This window comes from Bradyrhizobium sp. CCBAU 45384 (assembly GCF_028128665.1).
Lineage (GTDB): Bacteria > Pseudomonadota > Alphaproteobacteria > Rhizobiales > Xanthobacteraceae > Bradyrhizobium > Bradyrhizobium manausense.
The window spans coordinates 222794-243681 of sequence record NZ_LBIZ01000108.1; the positions used below are offsets into that span (position 1 = coordinate 222794).

At 61.7% G+C, this 20888-nt stretch carries 23 protein-coding genes and 1 pseudogene; 7 read left to right on the forward strand and 17 right to left on the reverse strand.

Annotated features, from left to right (window positions below; translation table 11 throughout):
* Positions 1–14: 14 nt before the first annotated feature.
* From XH80_RS19560 to XH80_RS19570, 3 genes are read right to left on the reverse strand one after another with little or no spacing between them, the layout of a single operon-like run.
* On the reverse strand, positions 15–875 hold the full coding sequence (locus XH80_RS19560; RefSeq protein ID WP_442868550.1) for an ABC transporter ATP-binding protein: 861 nt from the start codon (positions 873–875) through the stop codon (positions 15–17).
* Positions 875–1723: an ABC transporter permease gene (locus XH80_RS19565; RefSeq protein WP_271599953.1), complete on the reverse strand. Its 849-nt coding sequence runs from the start codon at positions 1721–1723 to the stop codon at positions 875–877. The genes XH80_RS19560 and XH80_RS19565 overlap by 1 nt, the downstream gene beginning before the upstream one ends.
* A complete protein-coding gene (locus tag XH80_RS19570) occupies positions 1714–2445 on the reverse strand; it encodes an ABC transporter substrate-binding protein (protein WP_271599954.1) in 732 nt (243 codons plus the stop codon). The genes XH80_RS19565 and XH80_RS19570 overlap by 10 nt, the downstream gene beginning before the upstream one ends.
* A gap of 327 nt (positions 2446–2772) precedes the next feature.
* Between XH80_RS19570 and XH80_RS19575 the strand changes: the two genes are divergently transcribed.
* Positions 2773–3480, forward strand: coding sequence for a glutathione S-transferase (locus tag XH80_RS19575; RefSeq protein WP_271599955.1), 708 nt, complete (start codon positions 2773–2775; stop codon positions 3478–3480).
* An 83-nt stretch (positions 3481–3563) separates the two neighbouring features.
* On the opposite strand, the gene XH80_RS19580 is transcribed toward XH80_RS19575, so the two are convergent.
* Positions 3564–3737, reverse strand: a complete 174-nt coding sequence (locus tag XH80_RS19580; protein WP_271599956.1) for a hypothetical protein — start codon at positions 3735–3737, stop codon at positions 3564–3566.
* Positions 3738–4022: 285 nt separating this feature from the next.
* Positions 4023–4502 carry a hypothetical protein gene (locus XH80_RS19585; RefSeq protein WP_271599957.1) on the reverse strand — a complete coding sequence of 160 codons (480 nt, stop codon included), beginning with the start codon at positions 4500–4502 and terminating at the stop codon, positions 4023–4025.
* Positions 4503–4752: 250 nt separating this feature from the next.
* Between XH80_RS19585 and XH80_RS19590 the strand changes: the two genes are divergently transcribed.
* Complete coding sequence (locus XH80_RS19590) at positions 4753–6423, forward strand: fumarate hydratase (RefSeq protein ID WP_271599958.1); 1671 nt, start codon at positions 4753–4755, stop codon at positions 6421–6423.
* A 163-nt stretch (positions 6424–6586) separates the two neighbouring features.
* Here XH80_RS19590 and XH80_RS19595 read toward each other — a convergent pair whose 3' ends face one another.
* From XH80_RS19595 to XH80_RS19615, 5 genes are all read right to left on the reverse strand, one after another.
* Positions 6587–6883 carry a hypothetical protein gene (locus XH80_RS19595; RefSeq protein ID WP_271599959.1) on the reverse strand — a complete coding sequence of 99 codons (297 nt, stop codon included), beginning with the start codon at positions 6881–6883 and terminating at the stop codon, positions 6587–6589.
* A 108-nt stretch (positions 6884–6991) separates the two neighbouring features.
* Entirely contained in the window at positions 6992–7546 is a 555-nt protein-coding gene (locus XH80_RS19600) for an inner membrane-spanning protein YciB (RefSeq protein ID WP_271599960.1), read from the reverse strand.
* A gap of 13 nt (positions 7547–7559) precedes the next feature.
* On the reverse strand, positions 7560–8132 hold the full coding sequence (locus XH80_RS19605; protein ID WP_271599961.1) for a hypothetical protein: 573 nt from the start codon (positions 8130–8132) through the stop codon (positions 7560–7562).
* Positions 8133–8207: 75 nt separating this feature from the next.
* A complete protein-coding gene (locus XH80_RS19610; RefSeq protein WP_271599962.1) occupies positions 8208–8690 on the reverse strand; it encodes an MAPEG family protein in 483 nt (160 codons plus the stop codon).
* Between the two features lie 153 nt (positions 8691–8843).
* A complete protein-coding gene (locus XH80_RS19615) occupies positions 8844–10241 on the reverse strand; it encodes a carotenoid oxygenase family protein (RefSeq protein WP_271599963.1) in 1398 nt (465 codons plus the stop codon).
* 105 nt (positions 10242–10346) lie between these two features.
* Between XH80_RS19615 and XH80_RS19620 the strand changes: the two genes are divergently transcribed.
* Complete coding sequence (locus XH80_RS19620) at positions 10347–11087, forward strand: TetR/AcrR family transcriptional regulator (protein ID WP_271599964.1); 741 nt, start codon at positions 10347–10349, stop codon at positions 11085–11087.
* Between the two features lie 167 nt (positions 11088–11254).
* Positions 11255–11821, forward strand: a complete 567-nt coding sequence (locus tag XH80_RS19625) for an SET domain-containing protein (protein WP_271599965.1) — start codon at positions 11255–11257, stop codon at positions 11819–11821.
* A 312-nt stretch (positions 11822–12133) separates the two neighbouring features.
* Here XH80_RS19625 and XH80_RS19630 read toward each other — a convergent pair whose 3' ends face one another.
* Positions 12134–12532 (reverse strand): hypothetical protein, encoded by a 399-nt coding sequence (locus tag XH80_RS19630; RefSeq protein ID WP_271599966.1) that lies wholly within the window; start codon positions 12530–12532, stop codon positions 12134–12136.
* Positions 12533–12566: 34 nt separating this feature from the next.
* Positions 12567–12797: a hypothetical protein gene (locus tag XH80_RS19635; protein WP_271599967.1), complete on the reverse strand. Its 231-nt coding sequence runs from the start codon at positions 12795–12797 to the stop codon at positions 12567–12569.
* A 411-nt stretch (positions 12798–13208) separates the two neighbouring features.
* Here XH80_RS19635 and XH80_RS19640 point away from each other — a divergent pair, with 411 nt between their 5' ends.
* Positions 13209–13496 carry a hypothetical protein gene (locus XH80_RS19640; RefSeq protein ID WP_271599968.1) on the forward strand — a complete coding sequence of 96 codons (288 nt, stop codon included), beginning with the start codon at positions 13209–13211 and terminating at the stop codon, positions 13494–13496.
* Here the strand turns inward: XH80_RS19640 and XH80_RS19645 are convergent.
* Positions 13484–13615: a hypothetical protein gene (locus XH80_RS19645; protein ID WP_271599969.1), complete on the reverse strand. Its 132-nt coding sequence runs from the start codon at positions 13613–13615 to the stop codon at positions 13484–13486. The two genes, XH80_RS19640 and XH80_RS19645, sit on opposite strands and share 13 nt — an antisense overlap.
* A 1151-nt stretch (positions 13616–14766) precedes the next feature.
* Here XH80_RS19645 and XH80_RS19650 point away from each other — a divergent pair.
* Both XH80_RS19650 and XH80_RS19655 read left to right on the forward strand, forming a co-directional pair.
* Positions 14767–15549: a hypothetical protein gene (locus tag XH80_RS19650; protein ID WP_271599970.1), complete on the forward strand. Its 783-nt coding sequence runs from the start codon at positions 14767–14769 to the stop codon at positions 15547–15549.
* Positions 15550–15901: 352 nt separating this feature from the next.
* Positions 15902–16348: a hypothetical protein gene (locus XH80_RS19655; protein WP_271599971.1), complete on the forward strand. Its 447-nt coding sequence runs from the start codon at positions 15902–15904 to the stop codon at positions 16346–16348.
* Positions 16349–16586: 238 nt separating this feature from the next.
* Here the strand turns inward: XH80_RS19655 and XH80_RS19660 are convergent.
* The 4 genes and pseudogenes from XH80_RS19660 to XH80_RS19675 form a co-directional block, all read right to left on the reverse strand.
* Positions 16587–16781 (reverse strand): annotated as a pseudogene (locus tag XH80_RS19660) (IS110 family transposase); the annotation flags it as partial.
* A 108-nt stretch (positions 16782–16889) separates the two neighbouring features.
* On the reverse strand, positions 16890–17897 hold the full coding sequence (locus tag XH80_RS19665; protein ID WP_271599972.1) for an NAD(P)H-dependent flavin oxidoreductase: 1008 nt from the start codon (positions 17895–17897) through the stop codon (positions 16890–16892).
* A gap of 208 nt (positions 17898–18105) precedes the next feature.
* A complete protein-coding gene (locus XH80_RS19670; protein ID WP_271599973.1) occupies positions 18106–19851 on the reverse strand; it encodes an adenylate/guanylate cyclase domain-containing protein in 1746 nt (581 codons plus the stop codon).
* 448 nt (positions 19852–20299) lie between these two features.
* The coding region (locus XH80_RS19675) for an adenylate/guanylate cyclase domain-containing protein (protein ID WP_271599974.1) at positions 20300–20888 on the reverse strand (589 nt) is incomplete at its 5' end.

Genomic DNA, 20888 nt, shown 5'->3' on the forward strand with positions numbered 1-20888 from the left:
CGAGGTCGAGGTGATCAGCTCGCGTCCGACTGATTGAACGCCCGCAATCCTTCGGCGCGGATGACGTCGAGACAATCCTTCTTGAGGGAAAGATAGGTTGGCTCGACCATGATCGTGCTCGACCGCGGACGCGGCAGCTTGACCGCGACCTCGCGCAGGATGCGGCCGGGTCCCGCGCTCATGATGAGAACGCGGTCGGCCAGCACGATGGCTTCATCGATGTCATGCGTGACGAACACGATCGTTGCGTTGATCCGGTCGCGCAGTTCCAGCAGATTGTCTTGCATCACCGCCCGGGTCTGCGCGTCGAGGGCCCCGAAGGGCTCGTCCATCAGCAGCACGCGGGGCTGGTTGGCCAGCGCCCGCGCGATCGCCACGCGCTGCTGCATGCCGCCGGACAGCGTGTTCGGATAAGCGTCGGCGAAACGCTTGAGACCGATCATCGCGATCAGATCGTCGGCGATGGCATTCGCTTCCTTCCTGGACTTGCCATGCATCCTGGGGCCGTGCGCGATGTTCCTGCGGACCGACTTCCAGGGGAAAAGATGCGGCTGCTGGAACACCATGCCGACATCGGACCGCGGGCCGCCAACAGGCGAGCCTTCCACCAGGATGTCGCCTTCATAAGGCACTTCCAGTCCGGCGATCGTGTTGAGCACCGTCGATTTGCCGCAGCCGGAGGGCCCGACGATGCAGACGAACTCGCCAGGCGCGACGTCAAAGGACACGCGATCCACCGCGACGGTCTGCCCGCGATGGGTGTCGAACACGATGCTCAGGTTCGAGACTTGAATGGCCGGTTGCTTCCGCGCCTCCTCGACGGAGGCCGGTGAGCTTGCCAGCGCCAGTTTCACGATCGATCGAGATCCCGACATCAGCGCCACCAGACGGTACGTTCGGCAAGAACCGCAAACAGCCGGTCGGCAATGAACGAAATCAACCCGAGCGCGGCGAGCCCGCCCATGACCTGGCCCGTCTGCATGTTCTGCTGCGCAATCTCGATCCGGTAAACGATGCCGGCGAAAGTGCCGGCAAGCTCGGCCGCGACCAGCGTGTAAAAGGAGATGCTGACAGCGGTGCGCAAGCCCACCACGATGTAGGGCAGCGCGCCCAGCAGCACGATCTCCTGCAGCATCTGCCGCCGCGGCGTGCCGAGCATCAAGGCCGCCCGGATCAGGCCGCGGTCGACCTTCTGCACGCCGATATGGGTCGAAAGCCAGACCGTGAAGAACACGCCCCATACGACGAGGAAGAGTTTGCCCGCCTCCGACAGGCCGAACCAGAGAATGACGATCGGCACGAAAGCAATCGGCGGAATTGGCCGCAGGATGTGGAAGAGCGGTGACAGCAGGCTCGACATGACCGGGAATTGGCCGGTGAGGATGCCGAGCAGGATGCCGAGGGCGCCGCCCACCATGAAGCCCGTGGTGACGCGATAGAGGCTGGCCGTGAGATCGCCGAGGAATTGTCCGCTTCGTATCCACTCGAGCACGGCCGCGGCAACCACCGTCGGCGGCGGAAACAGCACCATGTTGACGGCCCCGGAGCGGGACGCCAATTCCCAGAGGCCGACGAACAGCGGCAGCGACAGCGCCCCGACCAGAATATTGAGGCGGCGAAGACGGGCTGAATCCGGCCGCAGATTGCGGCCGCTGCTGCGAACAGCAATCTGCTGTGGCGCCGAGGTGCCGTCCTGCATGGCTGTGCGGGGGCCTATTTCCACGAAAGAGTGACCCGTTCGGGGGCAATCTTGTTCAGCGGCTCGCTGACGACGACCTTGCTGAAGTCGGGCATCACAGCTCCCGGAGGATGGTTGCCGCTCTCGAGGCGCCATGCGGAGTGGGTCTTGAGAATCTCGACCAGCCGGTCGTCGAGACGCACCCGGTAAACATAATCGGTCCAGATCGTGGCGAGTTCGTCCCGCTTCATGCCGACGGCGTCCGCCACGACCGTGATCGCGTCATCCGGATGTGCCTTCATCCAGACCTCCGCATCGATCAGTGTGGCGATGAACTGCTCGATCAGCGCGGGGTTGGCGTCCAGATAGGGCCTCATGACGACGATGTTGAACGTCTCGGAATAAGTGCCTGAAGTATCGAGCTCGGCGACGGCTTCGCCCAGGGCCTTCTTCGCGTTGGCGATGTGGGGCTCCCAGGTGTCGATCGCATCGATGCTTCCGGCTGCGAGCGCCGGCAGCATCTCCTGCGGCCGCAGGTTGACGAGGGTGACATCCTTGGCCGTCAATCCCGCCGACTTCAGCAAGGTCGCCGTGTAAACCTCGCTGCCGGTGCCGGCGGTGAATCCGATTCGCTTGCCGCGAAGATCCGCCCTGGTCTTGATGGCGGCCTTGGCCCAAGGCCGGAGATCGGTCCGAGGTTTTGCGCAAGCCGGGCTTTGAGCAATTCCGCGGCCGAGGCGCAGCCTGGACTGATGGCAAGGCAGCAAAGCGCAAGTGCTGCGATTGGGCGGACGGTGTTCCAGTGCATGACGATCTCCCTCGCGCCGCGCCCGGCGGCAGCCCCGATGCGACCGCGGAGACCGCCCTGAACGGTTCCGCCACAGACTCCCGCGTCCTCCCCGGCCGGTCGCTTGAGGATCGGCCTATGTTGGCATGCTCGCCCGGCGCCACGATCTCGGGAAGCAATTAATCGACACGGCGTTCGGGGGACCGGCGTGATGGAGCGTCAGCAAGGCGGCGCCGTCTCATCCTGACGGAACATCCGACCGCATGCTACATTGGGCCCGTCGCTCCCACGCTCACGGACCCCCCCCATGAAATACGAGCTCTATTACTGGCCCGAGATCCAGGGTCGCGGCGAATATGTGCGGCTGGCGCTGGAGGAGGCGGGTGCGGCCTACGTCGACGTCGCACGCGGCCCGCGCGGTAGCGACGCCATGATGAAGATGATGGAGGCCCGCAAGGGCACGCCGCCCTTTGCGCCGCCGTTCCTGAAAGCGGGCAAGCTCGTCATTGGCCAGACCGCCAACATCCTGCTCTATCTCGGCGCGCGACATGGGCTCGCGCCGAAGATGGAAGCGGGCAAACTCTGGGTGCACCAGCTTCAGCTCACGATCAGCGATTTCGCGGTGGAGATCCACGACACCCATCATCCGCTCGGGCCCTCGCAGTACTACGAAGACCAGAAGGCGCCGGCGAAGAAGCGCACGGCCGACTTCTGGGACGAGCGCGTGCCGAAATATCTCGGCTATTTCGAGCGGCTTCTCGACGGAAAGGGCGGCGCCTATGTCACCGGTCGCAGGCTAACCTACGTCGATCTCTCGCTATTCCAGATCGTCGCCGGACTGCGCTATGCCTTTCCCAGGCGCATGAAAGCGTTCGAGAAGAATATCCCTGGTCTCGTCGGCCTGCACGACCGCGTCGCCGCACGGCCGAACATCAAGGCCTATCTCGGCAGCGAGCGCCGCATTCCCTTCAATGAGCAGGGCATCTTCCGGCGCTATCGCGAGCTCGACGCCTGAGGTCGCGCTATCCGGCAAGTTGCGGCCGGGCACGCGAAAAGCCCGGCCGTCGGGACCGGGCGATCCATCGCAGAAAAGCTCGATCAGGCGAGCTGATCGATCCGGGTGCCCTGACCGGGCGGCAGCGGCGCCGGCGGCGTCGGCTGGTAGGTCGGGTCGTTGTCCTGGGTCTTGGTCTGGTCGTCGGCCTGCTTGGTCGTGTCGTAGCTCGGGACCACGATCGTGACAGGCGGCGGCGCAACGCTGGAAACGCTCATCCACGGATCCTCACAGATTGAACCTGATGACCCTGCCCTGCGAGGGACGAAGTTTCCTTCAAACGAATCGTTAAAATGCGAGGGATCGGGTGGGTTGAATGACGTTTTCTCGCGCCAATCGTCCCGATGTCCCGGCGAGCCAGTGGCCTCTCCTCGTCATTGCGAGCGCAGCGAAGCAATCCAGAATCCTTCCGTGGAAAGACGCTGCGCTCGCAATGACGGAGTACGTGGTGGGCAGCGTCGCGATGCCCTCTACACTCGGGGAAGGAGTGAAGGCAGCCCGGCCTACTCGTCCTTGGGCCGCGTGATCGCGATCGCGGCTTCCGTCTTGGTGCGGGTGCATTCCATGTTGAGCCGCTTGTAGCGCATGGTGATCTTGTCGCCGCGGAGCAGGCCCATGCGCTTCAGGCAGCGCGTCGCGCCGGTTGTGGTGTCGTCCTTGGTCACTGTGAAGATGATCGCGGCCGCGGAGGCCACGAGGTCATAGAACTGCGGCGTCGGCTTGCGGTCGCCCTTGGCGTAGAGCTCGTTGGAATAGGCCTGTCCCTGAGAACGGCAGCCGAGCGACAGCTCCTTCGCCGCGGGATGGGTGAGGTAGATGATGTTGGCAGCCTTGAAGTTGACCTTCAACCCGTCGATGCCGCCGGCAAGCTGCTTGGCGATGTCGTCGCACTGGTCGGCACGCGCGGGCGCGGCGAGGGTCACAAGGCCGGTGATTGCGGCGGCTACAATAATCGCGCCGCGGACGTGCAGTCTGGAAATCATGATGAAAAGCCCCTTGAGGGCGCGCATTCAACCGTCGCCGCGCGCGAAGCGCAAGGGGTGCAACCCGGCTCGACCGGGCACAATTCCAGCTATTGAAGGTAGGCGGCAAAAATGGCCGTCATGGCACCCAAATAAAGCACCGAATCGGGATGCCCCGGCCGCGCCAGGACGCCTTCCCTTTGTAGCAAAAAAGCTTAGAACGCTTCCATGCTGAGAGGCCCGCCAGGGCTGCAAAACCCGAGATCGCCCCATGAACGCTCCCACCGCCTTCCCCGACCAGTCCAAGCCCGTCCCGCCCTACAAGCACACCCCGCTGTTTCCGCTGGGCAAGGACGAGACGCCCTACAAGAAGATTTCGTCCGAGGGCGTCAGGGTCGAGAAGGTCTTGGGCAAGGACATGCTGGTGGTCTCGCGCGAGGCGCTGCGGGCGCTGTCGGAGGCGGCTTTCGGCGACATCAATCATTATTTGCGCCCGGGCCATCTGAAACAGCTCCGCGCCATCCTGGAGGACGGCGAGGCCAGCCCGAACGACAAGTTCGTCGCGCTCGACTTCTTGAAGAACGCCAACATCGCCGCCGGCGGCGTGCTGCCGATGTGCCAGGACACCGGCACTGCGATCATCATGGGCAAGAAGGGCTGCAACGTCATCACCGACGGTGAGGACGAGGCGGCGCTGTCGGAAGGCGCGCGCGATGCCTATCTGCGCCGTAACCTGCGCTACTCGCAGGTTGCTCCCTTGTCGATGTATGAGGAGAAGAACACCGCCAACAACATGCCGGCGCAGTGCGAGATCTATGCCGAGGGCGGCTCTTCAGAAGTAGATTCGGCCTACAAATTCATGTTCATGGCGAAGGGCGGCGGCTCCGCCAACAAGAGCTTTCTGTTCCAGGCCACGCCCTCGGTGCTGACCAAGGACCGGTTGCTGGCTTTCCTGAAGGAGAAGATCCTGACGCTCGGCACCGCCGCGTGCCCGCCTTATCACCTCGCCATCGTGATCGGCGGCACCTCGGCCGAGCTCTGCATGAAGACGGTGAAGCTCGCCTCCGCCCGCTATCTCGATGCGCTGCCGACCCACGGCTCGCCCGATGGCAACGCCTTCCGCGACGTCGAGATGGAGAAGGAAATCCACAAGATGACGCAGTCGCTCGGAGTCGGCGCACAGTTCGGCGGAAAATATTTCTGCCACGACGTGCGGGTTATCCGCATGCCGCGCCACGGTGCCTCGCTGCCGATCGGGCTTGGCGTGTCCTGCTCGGCCGACCGCCAGGTGCTCGGCAAGATCACCAAGGACGGCGTCTATCTCGAGGAGCTCGAGCATAATCCGGCGCAGTACCTGCCGCAGGTCGAAGAGGCGCTCGGCGGCGAGGTCGTCAAGATCGACCTCAACCAGCCGATGAAGGACATCCTGGCGACGTTCTCGAAATATCCGATCAAGACGCGGGTCTCGATGACCGGCACCATGATCGTCGCGCGCGACAGCGCACACGCCAAGCTGCGCGAGCGGCTGGAGAAGGGCGAGCCGCTACCCGACTATTTCAAGAACCATCCGGTCTACTACGCCGGCCCGGCCAAAACGCCCGAGGGCTACGCCTCCGGCGCGTTCGGTCCGACCACGGCGGGCCGCATGGATTCCTTCGTCGACCAGTTCCAGGCCGCCGGCGGCTCGATGGTAATGGTCGCAAAGGGCAACCGCGCACCTGCCGTGCGCGAAGCTTGCAAGAAATATGGCGGCTTCTATCTCGGCTCGATCGGCGGTGCGGCGGCGAACCTCGCCGAGCACTGCATCAAGAAGGTCGAGGTGCTCGAATATCCCGAGCTCGGCATGGAAGCGATCTGGCGCATCGAGGTCGTCGACTTCCCGGCGTTCATCATCATCGATGACAAGGGGAACGACTTCTTCAAGGAGTTGAATCTGGGCTGAGCCGGCGCTCCAGCGCCGTCATTCCGGGGCGCGCCTCTTGGCGCGAGCTATGATGCGCAATTGCGCATCTGAGAATCCATCGGGCTTCAACGTTGGTGGAAGAATGGATTCCGGGCCTGCATGCTGCGCATGCATCCCGGAATGACAGGGAGGTGGAGTAGCTCTACGCCCGTGCTCCGGTGAACGGGAAACTGCCCATCGGGCCGATGCCCATCTCGCCGTTGATGTTGTCGCCGGAAACCGTGCCGGTGAATTCGAGCGTCAGCGGCATCGGATTGGTGATCGAGACTTTCCAGGAGACGTTGTCGCCGTTGACGGTGCCGTCAAAAATCTCGGCAGTATTGCCGTCCGCGTCCAGCGTGCCCGTGAGCGTGCCGCCGGCTTGCTTCAGGCTCAGCGTTGCCTGGCGCTCGCCCATCGGCGTCGTCATGGTCAGATTCCAGTTGCCGTCCACGGCCATTCGCGTCTCCCAAACGTTGTCCCGGCCGGTTGCGACGATCCGCAACCAGTCCCGGGCCGAGCCTATAGCGCAACTCGGCTCGCGCGCCTAACGTCGTGTCAGCGGCAATCAGGCGCGGGCGGCGGCGCGGCGGCGATTGGTGACGGCGAGCCGAAACACCACGTACTGCACGGCAAAGGCCAAAACCTTGGCGCCGCCCGCGATCACCGAGATATAGAACGCCCACAGCTTCAGATCGCCGGTCGAGGCGACGATGATCGTGCCGGCACCGAGGGCGAACATCAGCGCGGCCCAGGCATAGCCCGCAGCGGTGACATATTCCGGCGCGGTCTCGACCACCATCCGCGGCATGTAGCGCAGCATCCAGCCGCGCTTGAGCATGATCGCGCCGATCGCGAAATGCGCGATCGCGGGCTTGGCCAGCATGAAGCGGGGATCGTTGGTGAGCAGCGTCACCGTGCCGAGCACGACGACGAGCGCGACGCTCGCATAGGTCATGTAGCCGAGCTCACGCCCCTTGACGCGGGCAAAGATCACCTGCGCGATCGCGCCGGCGACCGCCACCGACGTCGCCAGGATGACGTTGTCGGTGATCAGATAGATCACCAGGAAGACGATGGCCGAAAGGAAGTCGGAGGCGAGGCGGGCGAATACGTCCTTCATCGTCGGTCCTGTCTCACGGAGCTTCCGGCAGCGCGGCGGCCTGCGCACCATACTTGATCTGACGATATTCGGGATACCACTTGGTAAAATAGATCGCGCTGTTGCGGGCGGCGAAGGCGACCGCGAGGCCCGACCACACCGGCAGGCCCGGGAAGTAGAGCAGCGCGATGTTGGCGGCCATCATCAGCAGCGCGGCCACGGTCCATGCCGCGGTGATGACGTAGTTGGCGGTGAGGAAGCCGGGCATTGCCGCCGTCTCGGCCGGAACGGACTCGATCGCGTATTGCAACGTGAAGGGCCGGCGCGCCAGCATCGAGCCGAGCGAGATGACGAAGATGCCGATATCGACCGAGAGCTTGACGCCGAGCGTGCCGAGCGTGGGGTGCAGCACGAGGAAGAGGCCGATGCCGGCGAACAGGCTCGCCGAGCCCGCGGCCAGGATTTTCACCGAGCGGCCGCGGGCAACATCGATCGCGATCGTGGCGAGACAGATCGCGGAGCCCGCGAACACGCTGATCGTGGCCGACGTCATGAACATCAGGAAAGTGTAGACGCCATAGGGGGCAAGGATCAGGAAGATCGTCATGGTCGCCTCGGTCGCACCAATCTTTACGACGTCAAGATTGGTAGTTCAGCGCCGGCGCCGGGTCAAGCAAAATCTTTACAGTGTCAAAATGACGTGAATGACCTGTAAAAACTCAATTGTCGCAATGGCTTGTTCCGACATCTCCTCCGCCATGGCGGCCCAGGGCAGGCGCGACAGGATGGTCAGCGCGGAGGCGATCAGAACGCCGATGGTCAGGTAGATGCTGCCGCCGCGGCAGATCATGAATTTGCGCGAGCCCGGCTTTGCGTACATGCCGAGCGGATGTAGCAGCCGCGACAGCAGAAGCACGCCCATCAATACGTGAATGCGCAAGGCCGATGCGCCTGACATTTCGAGCAGCGCGACCATCAGCGTGATGATGGGGACGTATTCCATGAAATTGCCATGGGCCCGGATCGCGCTGCGCAGCTTTTCGTCGCCGCCATCGTCGAAGGGCGCCTTGCTGCTCCATCGCAGCCGAATGACTTGCAGCGCGAGCGCGGCGTAGATCAGCGCGAGGATGGCGAGATAGTTCGCGGTGATCGAAGGTATATGCATGCGAGATCTCCTCTACCCGTCATTCCGGGCGGCGCGAAGCGTCGAGCTACGGTGCGCAATTGCGCACCTGAGAATCCATCGGGCGGCATCACTTGATGCGAAATGGATTCCGGGCTCGCGCCAAGTGGCGCGCCCCGGAATGACAGGAGGGACCTATCGCGCTCCCACCCAATTGCCGTGGAAGCCGTCGGGCACGCGATGGCCGAGCTGCACCAGCGCGACGGGGCCGGCTTCGATGTCGGTGGCGTTGAACACGGCGAGGTCGCTGCGGTTCTCCCGTGCGCGCCAGACCACCGCCAGCAGCCAGCCGTCGCCTTCCGCCGCATCCTTCGATCGTTCGACGAACACAGGCTCGGAGACGGTGTCGCCCGCCGGGAGCAGATACTGCCCGAGCCGCTTGCCGGTGCCGTCGACATGAACGATGCCTGATAAGGCGCCGAACATCGGCAGACGCGGGTTGGCGCAGGCGTACCAGCCGTGACGGCTCTTCAAACCGGCGCGGCGATCGTCGATGCGCGGGAATTCGCCGGTGAGGTCGTCCAGATAAGTCTGCTGAAAGCGGTCGGTATTGCCAGAGAGGTCGAAGCTCCAGCGGCAGTGGCGGGCGCGCGATTTCTCCGGATCCGTCGGCCGTCCATCGGGATGCGGAAACAGCGGCGCTTGCTCGAATTGCATGACGTCGGCGATGATGCGGTCGCCGTCCTCCCACGCGTTCATGACGTGGAAGACGTAGCAGGCCTGGGCGCGGAACCAGACGATGTCCTTTGCCGTGGCGTTGCGCTTCATCACGCCAACATAGGCGCCTTTCTCGGGCTCCCAGGCATAGGGCGGCTTGCCGCTCATCGTGCGCTCCGTGCTGCCGGTGAGGGGCAGGATCGGAAACAGCACGTGATGTTCGGTGACGATGAAGTCGTGCACCATGCTGGCATAGGGCGTCTCGAAGCGCTCGAAGCGCGTGACCTTGCCGCCCGCGTCGATCGATCCGTAGGAGAGGGCAGGGGTCAGCGGGCCCGCCGCATTGTAGCCGAAGAACACCAGCTCGCCCGTGACAGGATCGACCTTCGGATGCGCGGTGAAAGGGCCGGCAATGCGGCTCTGGTAATTGCAATAGCCGCGCGTCGCCAGCGTGCCCGGCTCGATCTCGGTCGGCAGATGTCCTTCTTCAAGCGCGAGCAGCTTGCCGGCATGGAAGATGATGTTGGTGTTGGCGACGCCGCCGTCGGTCAGGTTCGTGGGCGCATCCGGCAACCTGCGTCCAAAGCCGCCGAACAGCGCGCGGCCGGCATCGTGCTCGGTGAGCCATTTCGGGGTGCGGACCCAGCGATTGCGGTAGGAGGCGCGTCCCTCCTCCAGATGGAAGGCGTGCAGCATGCCGTCGCCGACGAACCAGTGGGCGCCGGGGGAATCGAACTGCGGATTGGGGCCGTTGCGATAGAGCGTGCCGTTCAGCTCGCGCGGCAATTCGCCGACGATCTTGAGGAAAGGCGCGTCCGCCTCGAACGGGATGGGAGCGATATTGTTGCGGCGCTCGGCGGTCACGTCATGATGCACGGCGTATCCCTCGCTATCTTTACATCGTAAAGATGCATAGAACCAGGCGCGGCTTCCGTCAAGTGAAATCTTTACACTGTCAATATTGCGTCATATAGCTTGCAAATGGCCAAGAGCGACACCAGGGGCGACACCAAGGGCGGAACGGCACGTAGGCCGCGGAGCCCCAAAAGGACATCACAGGCATCTCGTGCCGCGCGCCGCCTGGCAGCAGCGAAGACCGAGACGCCGTATCATCATGGCGCCTTGCGCGAGGCACTGCTGCAGGCGGCCGAACGGGTGCTGGAGCGCGATGGGCTCGCCGGCCTGACGCTGCGCGCGGTGGCGCGCGAGGCGGGCGTCTCGCATGCCGCGCCGACCCATCATTTCGGAGATCTCACCGGCCTCGTCAGCGAGCTCGCGGCGATCGGCTTTCGCCAGTTCAATGCAGCGATGGCCTCGGCTTGCGATACGGCCACCTCGCCGCTGGAGCGGGCCCTGGCGCGGCCAAAAGCCTATGTTGCCTATGCCCAGGCGCATCCCGGCATGTACGGGTTGATGTTCCGCACCGAGCGGCTCGACTATTCGAGGCCCTCGTTGCACGAGGCTGCGGAATCCTCGTTTGCCGGGCTTGCCAATGCCATCAGCGCGATGCGGCAGGAGCCGATCAGCGGCAACGCCCTGACTATCGAGCAGGGTGCCGCGATCGCGCGGGCCTGGTCGATGGTGCATGGCTTCACCATGCTGCTGCTGGACGGGCGGCTCGAGGATATCCTGGAGCGGCTGCCCGCAGGCACCACGGCAGAGCAGCTTCTGGAAGCGATCCTGAAGTCGACGGTGGCTGCCAGGATGCCCTCAGGCACCTGATCGAGCGAAACGTTCGATGCCACGGAACTCGCGGCGCTGCACATTGTTCACTGTGGGCAAGCATCAAACGATACAGGGATAGGCCTGACAGCGGGGCGGAATCGTTCTAGAAGAGCGGCTTCGCTCGGGCTCAAGCAGCCTCGTCCGCGTCCTCTTGACACCTGATCATGCCAGTCATCGCTCCCCGCAAAGCCTATCGCGTCGGCCGTTCCAAGACCGGACTTGGCCTCTTCGCCACCATGCCGATCAAGAAGGGCACAAGGATCATCCGTTATTTCGGTCCGATCTTGGACTCCCGCATCCCTGAGCACGACGAGATCGAGAACAAATATCTGTTCGAGCTCAACAACCGCTGGACCATCGACGGCTCGGTGCGCAAGAACCTCGCGCGCTATATCAACCATTCCTGCCGGCCCAACGCCGAATCCGACGTGCGCCCGCGCGAGCGGAAAGTGTACATCCGCGCCATCAAGAACATCGAGCCGGGCGACGAGATCAACTACGATTACGGCACCGATTATTTCAAAGCCTATTTGAAGCCGATCGGCTGCAAGTGCCCTTCCTGCGAAAACAAGCGCAAGAAGCAGCGCGCCGAAGCCCGGGCCGAACGCGCCAAGGTGAAGGCGCGCGTGGAGCGGAAGGCGCAGAAGGCGGGTGCAAAAACCAGCGCGGCGAAAAAGAAGAAGCTGAACGGCAAGCATTTTGCCGGCAAGGTCGGCCGCGCGAAGGCGTAGTTACCGCCGGGCGGCTGGCTCTCACATCAGTTCCCCTGATTGGTCCTCAGGCTGCAACTGCTCCATCCGCAGTGGCCAGGACATTTACGTGAGCTGCCAGCCCGTCGGGCAAAACACCCTGTCGAGCCGCGCCTTCAAGGGCGTTTCCCGATCGTCACGACGTACGGCGGCGAACAGCTTGCCACACGCGCGGATATCGTAGGGTGGGCAAAGCGAAGCGTGCCCACGACAACCGGAGTGATCGGCACGGCGCCTTGCGCCTTTGCCCACCCTACGGCATAGCACGTTGCAGCGCGTGGGGACACGAGCGCTTCACGCCGCCACTGCACCGCCGCTCTTGCGCAGCCCCAGATATTGCAGCTCGGCGAACACGCCGGTCGCGATCGCCTGCGCCACGACCATGAGTTCGCCGAGAAGGTTCGGCGACACCGCGCCCGAGAACAAGAGCGCGATGCTGCCGACTGTCCAGGCGGCGTTGCCGACCACGACCAGCAACACCAGCGGCCTCAGGACCGCTGTGCGCGAAGCGAGCCAGCCGACCAGCGCGGTGTAGGCGATCAGGAACAGACCGGTTTCGCGCAGCAGCGCCTCGGGTAGGTTGAACAGGGTGGCAAATGCGCCTGCACCAAAAGTGAATCCGAGTGCGGCGACGCCGCTGAAGACGGCGTCGGCGAGCAGGGCGCGGCGCAGGAAGGTGGATGCGTCGATCATCAGAAGTCTCCTAGGTTGGGGTGGCTTGGGGAACTCAATGCCTGCAGCGCCACCAGGCGCGGAGCAGGCGGGCGAGGCGGGACGGGCAGAGGCTCCTGCCGACGCTGTGCTCGAAGGCCGTGACATGTGCGACGACATAGTCGCCGGTCGAATGCACCAGCGGCTCCGGCAGGTTGAGGCTGCGCGCCAGCATCCGGCTCGCGAGCGTCATCGCCCAGGGAAGAAGGTGGTCTGCAAGGGTGCGGTAGAGCAGCAGCGCGATCATGGTCATTCTCCTGTGCTCGGGAAGATGAGCTGGCCGGGGGCCCAATTCGATTACCTCGCGGGTAATGGATACTGGTATTTAAGCATCTGATTTTGCGTATGTTTTTCCTTGGCTTGCTGGCAAAGGCCAACAGAAAGGCCAACATTTCGAAATCAATGACCTGCGAGGTAAAATTTATTTTGGGCCGTCACCGAGCACCCGGTATGCCTTCGCCACTTCCGCCTTGGCCCCGGCGCCGGCCTGCCGGCATTGATCGCCCGCATGATCCACGTAGTTCTCCGGATGAGAACGCTCGCAAATTATATAGAACCGTATTCGTTCTCACGGCGTGTATTTATAAGCGGAACACGTATTAGTAAGGCCGCCTGAAAGGCGCGGCGCAGACGTGCGGTCGCGTTGTAGAGCATGAGCATGCTGACGCTTCGCTTAATCGGCCCAGACGACTACTCGGTTCGCGAGAACGGCCACCCGATCGGCCGTATCCGCTTCGCGAGCGACCGTGCGCCAGCGCTCTGGCTCTGGACGATCACGGTGACGCTGCCCGGTCCGCCATTCGGCGACGCGGCAACGCTCGACGAAGCCAAGGCGCGGTTCAAGAGCGCGTGGCTGGCCTTCAAGGACAAGCACAGTCCGGAAGAACTGGCGAGGACGTTCGAGCAGATGGCGCACGCGAACAGGCCGGATCGTTATCGGCGGTGATCACGCTGCCGTCGCATTACGACGATCAGCACGATGATAATCGCGGCGCCGATGGCGTAGATGCCATCCGCGTTGATCGTCATGAGACCGAAGAGATTGATCAGCAGCTTGTCCGACATGGCGTGGCTCTCCATTGAAAGAATGAGAGAGCTTTCGCGGGACGATCTATTTGCTTGCGCGCTCGATCGCTCGTCAAGCCGCGCTTAGTCAATCCACTCTCGCGATAACACCGACACACCATTGAATTATCAGTGGTACGTCAGTCATCCGCCGACAAAAATTTCCTGAATTGTCCACCATCAAAATCGGGTTGCGGCCACGACGACAAGCACGATCAGCAGCGCTGCTGCTATCGCCACGATCCCTTCGGCGGTGAGATGCAGTCCCCAGAAGCTGACCTGCAGTCGATCACGCATGACACGGCTCTCCATTTGAAAAAACATGAGAGCCTCCGGGGGACGATGTATCTGCGCGTCGCTTTGCCGGTTCGTCAAGGTGACTACGGACGGACAGTCCCTTGGTAGGGGACTGCATTTTGCAGCAGCGACAAGACCTTGCGGAGCCGCTGTGTCAGATTTGTGCGAGACCTTCGCTGTGGATAACTACGATGCCCTCGCTGCCGGCGGATAGCTCGCGCCCAGATCCCGAACGGAAAGAGCGCGTCTAGTCGGCCGCTGACCACCCGTAAATTTCCCAGTTCCCGAAGTTACGAATCCCGATTGACTGCTCTGCGTTTCAGTTGAACGCGGACCGCTGCACGATGAAGGCACCCAAGCCGAAAGAGTGGACCGACTCGGAAGTCAAAGCATTGGTTAGACTGGCCCGGAGGGGTGCTGGCGTAGGGAAGATCGCGGCCGAGTTAGGCCGCCATGCCGGCTCGGTGAGGCGTATGGCACGAAAGAAGGAGCTTCTGCTCCAGAAGTAGCTGCAGGAGCGTACTGCGTGCTGGTCTTTATAGTGGTCTAGGCGGGATAAGGCGTTCGAGGCGATGGCGCACACGAAGCGGCCGGTACGGTTCGGGCAGTGATCAGCGCTCGTGCTGGTGGGCGCGGCGCGGAGGTGAGGCCGAAGTTCCTCCTATCCGATCGATCGAATGGGGCGACAACACGTGTGGACAGTTTCGCCCCGTGACTAGTGGTTGCGCCACGCGACGTGGCAACCTGCGCTTAAACGACTCAGCACAGCAGCAAAGATGACTAATTTTATTCCCAAGTCCGGCATACCAGTCGGCAAACGGTTCTCACACGTATATGGGCAAAGAGGAGAACCGATGCAGGATAGCGCGAAGATGCGCAGGCGCGTTGCCTCGGCAATCGATGGGAACGACCGTCTTGGCGGGCTGTCAGAATTTGCCAAGCAAGAATTAGGGATAGCGACGCCGTGGTCATCCAACCTTAGTTGGAGGGCGATTCTGGAGAAGTGGGCGCTTCAGGACGTTTTGGACCTGATCACAGTCGCAACAAGGTTTCTTGTCCAAGAGCAGAATAAGAGCCGATACCATCTCGACTACGTCGCCCCTTGGATCAACACCGTCGCTCGAATTCTTGCCGAAGAGAATGTGCACTACGCGGTTGACCGCGCGGGTGGAGTGCATTTTGCCTTCGACAAAGAATTCTCGACTAGCCAAGCTGCAACAATCGCTGCCCTGAATGCGACGCGCTACCGAAACTCGCTGGACTTGTTCGAGTCTGCTCTCGCCGATTTAGGGCAAGCTCCGCCGAACACCAAGAGTGCAGTTCGTCATGTATTCTTTGCCATCGAAGGACTTTTCAAGCTGATGTTTCCAAGTGAGACTCGGCTGACGGCAAAGGCTGCCGAGTTGTTAAAGCCGGTTCTGCAAAAACAGCTATCCGAAGACAAGACTACGCTTCAGGTCTCTCTAAAGCTCATTGAATCCTTCAAAGACTGGATCGACGCTGCGCATTTCTATCGCCACGAGCAAGGCGAGGAAGACATCGCGATGCCACCTCTCACCGTGGCCGTGCATCTGGCCAGTGCGGGCGCGGCGAATTTGCGCTGGCTTGCAGAGATCGACGCACAGCTCCAGAGTTGAAACTTCACATTGCGAAATGGATGACGTTAGTTTCCTATACGATCATTCACTCGCACTCGGTTTACGTTTGATCACGCCGCCGCCCTTCTCTCCAGCTCCCGCCAGAGCCTCTGTCCCTTACGGTGCCATGCCGCCCCGCCGCTCTCCGACGGATAGCTGCTCTCGCGCTCGAACAAAACACCTCTGTAGCTCCCATCGCTGGCCGCAGAGCGGCGGCGCGCCCGCCACGGCTTCATCGAAAACTAGGGCTGGATTGCTGTCCCTACCGTCCCAAGTCATTAACCTATGAGACTCCGATAGAAACCAACGCCCATCCACCCCGTTGAAGCAACAATCTTATGGAGGATGGACAATGCGCATTTCAGCTCTGCTTACTATCCTGCTGCTCTCATCTGGCGGCCCCGCTTCCACTGCAGCTGTCGCGCAACAATCGGACAACACCCCTGGTACAAACCAGCCCCAGACGACACCTGTCCAGCCAGAGCGCACGCCACAACAGTCAGACCAGGCTCGCGAACGCGACCGTCAGAGCGCCGAAGACACCCGTGTAAAACGGGACTGGACAGCGCAGCAGCGTGATGAGGATCGGATGGGCATGGACCGCATGCGTCAGCAGCACATGGGCCGCATGATGGAAGATATGGACCATCGCACCATGGGTCGAAATCAGCGGATGCAACGGGATGATGAAGACATGGATCGTCACTCGCGCTACTACGATGACGATCGGCCCCATCGTCGCGTGAAGATTTGCTTTGAATACGACAACGGTGACGAATTCTGCCGTTATCGGGACTGAGCGGGGCCGCCAACCGTCCGCACAATATAGCCAGCGGCCCCGATGCCAGTCACTTGCAATTGCCCGGCTTCAAGAGCAGCAGCCATGACCGGCCGCGAGAGACTATGTTGACGACGGAGCATGCACGCGCGGGTGCTCGATAACGCGCTAGGATGTCATGCGCGGCTCTTCGCAGCTGCCCTAGTGCAGCCGCTGGTGGGGAGGATCGGCCAGCTCGTATTGATCAAGAGCACGTCTCCAGCTCACGGGACCAATAGTGCGATGAGGCGCAAGCCTCAATACCGACGAGGCATGGCGGCAGTTTCTGGAAGAACGCCAGGACCTGCCGACGCTTCAACTGACGGCGTATGACCACCTGGCCGGCTGCATCAACGCCGTGCACCTGGAAGACCGACTTCGCGATATCCAGACCGATCGTCGAAATTGACTGCATAAGCTGCTCCTCAGAATCGTGGGAGCCTCAAACGGCGCCCACTCCTTGGCACTCTCGTGCCGGTCGAGGAGCCGTCCAACAGCATCAATAGCAGTCATATCGCTACGTCTACGTGGCGCTACGAGCCAATATCTCGCTGGCTTCACGCACAACGTCTGTGACGATTTCCGACGCCGGCCGAATATCATGAACCAGCCCTACGGATTGGCCAGCCCAAATAACAAAATCATCGATGGATCCAGTGCCGCCGCTGAGCTTACTCGCGATCGCATACCGTCGAACGACATTGCCTTCTGGTGTGCGACCAATTTCATCGCCCTCTCCGGGACGCGATCCGGACTTCGGCCGGCCCGCATCCTCCCAGAGTTGAACAGTTCGATTGCGCAGCGCGCGACCCGGCGCATTCGGCCACCCGCCATCGAACAGCACGCTCTCAACCGTATCGGTCGCAGCTGCCTCGACGAGGCGCTGCTTGTAGTCTGCATGATACGCGGCTTCCGGCGAAGCCAGAAAACGGGTGCCAATCCAGGCGCCGGAAGCGCCAAGCACGAGGGCCGCCGCCAGCCCGCGTCCGTCAGCAATTCCACCAGCGGCGAGCACTGGCGCCCCGCCTGCCGCATCAACAACAAGCGGCACCAGGACCATGGTCGAGACCCGACTCCAGACGTGGCCGCCTGCCTCATTGCCTTGGGCCACAATCGCATCGACGCCAAGTTCGACCGCTCTGCGCGCCTCATCCGGCGTTCCGACGCCATGTATTACCATCGCGCCCGCGGCCTTCGCGCGATCTATATATCGCGCTGGATCGCCCCAGAAGAATGAGACAATACGAGCTCCTGCAGACAGGGCAGCATCCAGCCGTTCGTGCTGATCCCATTCGAGCACAAAGTTCGCCAAGAAAGGTCCATCGTTCGTCAATTGCCGCGTCTTGGTAACCAGCTCAACGATCCGTTGCGGACTATCCCAAGTAAGCCCCAGGCCGCCGAGACCGCCAGCATTCGTCACGGCGGCAACCAATTCCGGTGGGGCCGCCCGCCCCATGGGAGCTGAAACGATTGGGTGCCTAATACCAAAAAGCCGGGTGAATGGTGTACTGAGCGACGCGCCAGCAAGCATAACGCTCTCCAACAAGCAATGAAATGTGCGAAACATTATACCGCGTTTTTCGCGACAGGCTTGGGTCAACTGCTCCCTTCGGCGAGCTTGGCATTCCTTTCCGTTCTATCCCTCGGGTCCAACAGCGCTTCGCGTTCGGGCCAATTCCGGACCATCGCAACGAACTTCTGGCGCGTTCCGTTGGTTCGTCGGGTCCAAGCCGCGAGGCCTATTCCGGCAACCCCGCTTTGCGAAATCCCTCAATCAGCAGCTTCGCGTTTGATTGCCCGCCCCGAGCGATCCACGCGGATATTGTAAAGCTGGGATCGGTCTCAAGCAGACGAGCCGCCGCCTCACGCGCCTCCGCGTCACGTCCCAGATGGGCGAAAGCGGACGCGAGACAGCGATAAGATGGCGAAAACGAGGGGTTCTGACGTTGTGCCTTCTTCCCTGCCACGATCGCCTCGTCAAAGCGGCCAAGCTCAATATATGCGTATCCCATCACAGCAAATGTTTGGTGCAGCAACGGGTCTATCGGGCTCATGCGCAGGGCGCGTTCAAAGCTCCGGAGGGCTTCTTCCGGTCGCCCTGCAAGTTTATAGACCCAGCCCCTGCCGTTCCATGCGAAAAATGAATTGGGATTTAGCGCGACCGCCCGGTCAGCTATTTCGGTCCCACTCTCATAATCGCCATCTATGACAGCTGAGATTACACAAGCGAATGCCAATGTTTCCGGATCACTATCATCAACACTCAAGGCCAACCGAATAAGCCGGACGGCTTCTTTGCGGTCGAATTGCGGATCGGCCGCATAGCCCAGACCCATGTTGTTCATGTGACAGTCAGCCGCGAGAGCAGCAACAGAGCCGAACCGCGGGTCCAGCTCCAGAGCGCGGTGAGCGAGCCTTATTGCCTCGGCCAAGCCTTCGCGCGTCATCGGATAGCGGTGCTGTATAACTCTGAGATAAAAATCATATGCGGTGAGGTTTTCCGGCCGCTTCCGTGCCGCCGTCGCCATCTCTGCTCGATGCAATTTTGGCTGAATGGCTGAGACAACGGCGACTGTCATTTCGTCCTGCAGAGCGAAAACGTCCGTTAGTTCACGCTCGAACCTGTCTGCCCATAAGTGCTCCCCTGTAACCGCATCGATCAGCTGTCCGGTGATGCGAACCTTCCCCGAACTCTTGCGCACCGATCCCTCAAGGACATAGTGGACGCCAAGACGACGTCCGACTTCCTTTATGTCCACCGCTTTGCCTTTGAACGTAAAGCTCGAATTGCGAGCGATAACGAACAATGATTTGAAACGCGAGAGCGCGGTTATGATCTCCTCAACCATTCCATCCGCAAAATACTCCTGCTCGGGATCGCCGGACATGTTCTGGAACGGAAGCACCGCAATGGAAGGTTTGTCTGGGAGTGGAGGGGCCGCACTTAGCGTCTCGGTCAGTGCATTATATGTTTCCGCGAGCACAGCATAAGCGCGGATCGGCTTGGCGATGTTTTTGAGCTGCTGCTCGCCGCGATCCTCGAAGCGAACATCCAGCTTGCCTTCGACTTCGCTGTAGACCTTTTCGGAAATCAGGACGCCGCCGGGGTCGGCGACCCCCTCCAGCCGGACAGCTATATTGATCCCGTCGCCGAAGAGTTCACCGTCCTGCCCGACAATAACATCACCAAGGTTGAGCCCGACGCGTAACCTTAGGGGACTGCTGCCCGAGGCGAGATGATCCTGTATCTCGACTGCGCACCTCATGGCAGCTAAGGGACTTGCGAACTCGACGAGCGCGCCATCACCCGTTGTCTTGATAAGTCGTCCTTCATGGCGAGAGAGGCTAGGCTCAATCAATTCTCGCTTGAGTCGCTCGAACTCGGCGTATGTCGCTTCCTCAGCACGCTGCATTAGCGCAGAGTAACCGACTACATCGGCGGCCAAGATCGCCGCTAGTCGCCTTTGAACCCGCTGCTCGGTCACAGCGCCCTCCGAACGACCAGATTAGCCACGCCGCCGGGACAAGGAGGAGTCTAGCACTTTATTGCGGACCTGCGAGCTGAAATTGCAGGAACGCCCAAATTGCAGCGTGCATCAACTCGGGGAGGTCCGAATTGGGTCAACAGCGCCGTTTTGACTAGCGGTGGGGCGCTTCCGCTTTACCCCTGACCCCGGACATCTCGCCGCAACGCCCTAACGGAAGCGAAGGTCCATTGGCGTACCTATCTTAACTGTAAGTGCCGGCGGATCATCCATCCTCGTTAGCCTTTAGTCGGCTGTTTTCCACGAGCAGGTCGGCGGGCTTTGCGCCTTTGAGGATCTTGTCGACATGGGGCAACACCGCCACGCCAGAACTCCGGAAAGCTCGGCCCATAGCCTGTCGGTCCGCGGCTTCTACGTGTTGCCGTTTGGTTCGACAGCAGCAAGAAGGTCACGCGACGACTACCGGATCGAAGCGGCCAGCCGTTGCTTTGCGGCCAATCAAGAACCACGTCTGCATTTCGCCTTTTCCCTTGACATCGATTGGGCCGCGCCTCTCGAAGCTGAAGTCGTCTTTTAGGCGCTCGTATGCTTTGTCGGTAACTTGAATCTGGCCGGGAATACCCGTTGACTCCATACGCGAGGCCACGTTCACGGCATCGCCCCAAACGTCGTAAAAGAACTTTCGCGTACCAACTACGCCCGCCACAACAGGACCGGTGGCAACACCAATCCGCACCGGCACTGCACGACCCTTTCCATCAACGAGACCTGCCAAAGCCTCGCGCATATCGAGTGCTAGCCCGGCGAGCGCGTGAAGGTGATCAGGTCTCCCTGCGGGCACTCCGCCAACAACCATGTAAGCGTCGCCGGAGGTCTTAATCTTTTCCAGCTCGTGCTGTTCGACCAGACCATCGAGTTGGGAAAATACGCGGTTCAAGAAGCTCACAAGTTCTTCCGGCGTTGTGTCGGCTGCACGGAGCGTGAAGCTTGCCATGTCGGCAAATAGGATGGACGCCTCGGCATAAGAGTCGGCGACA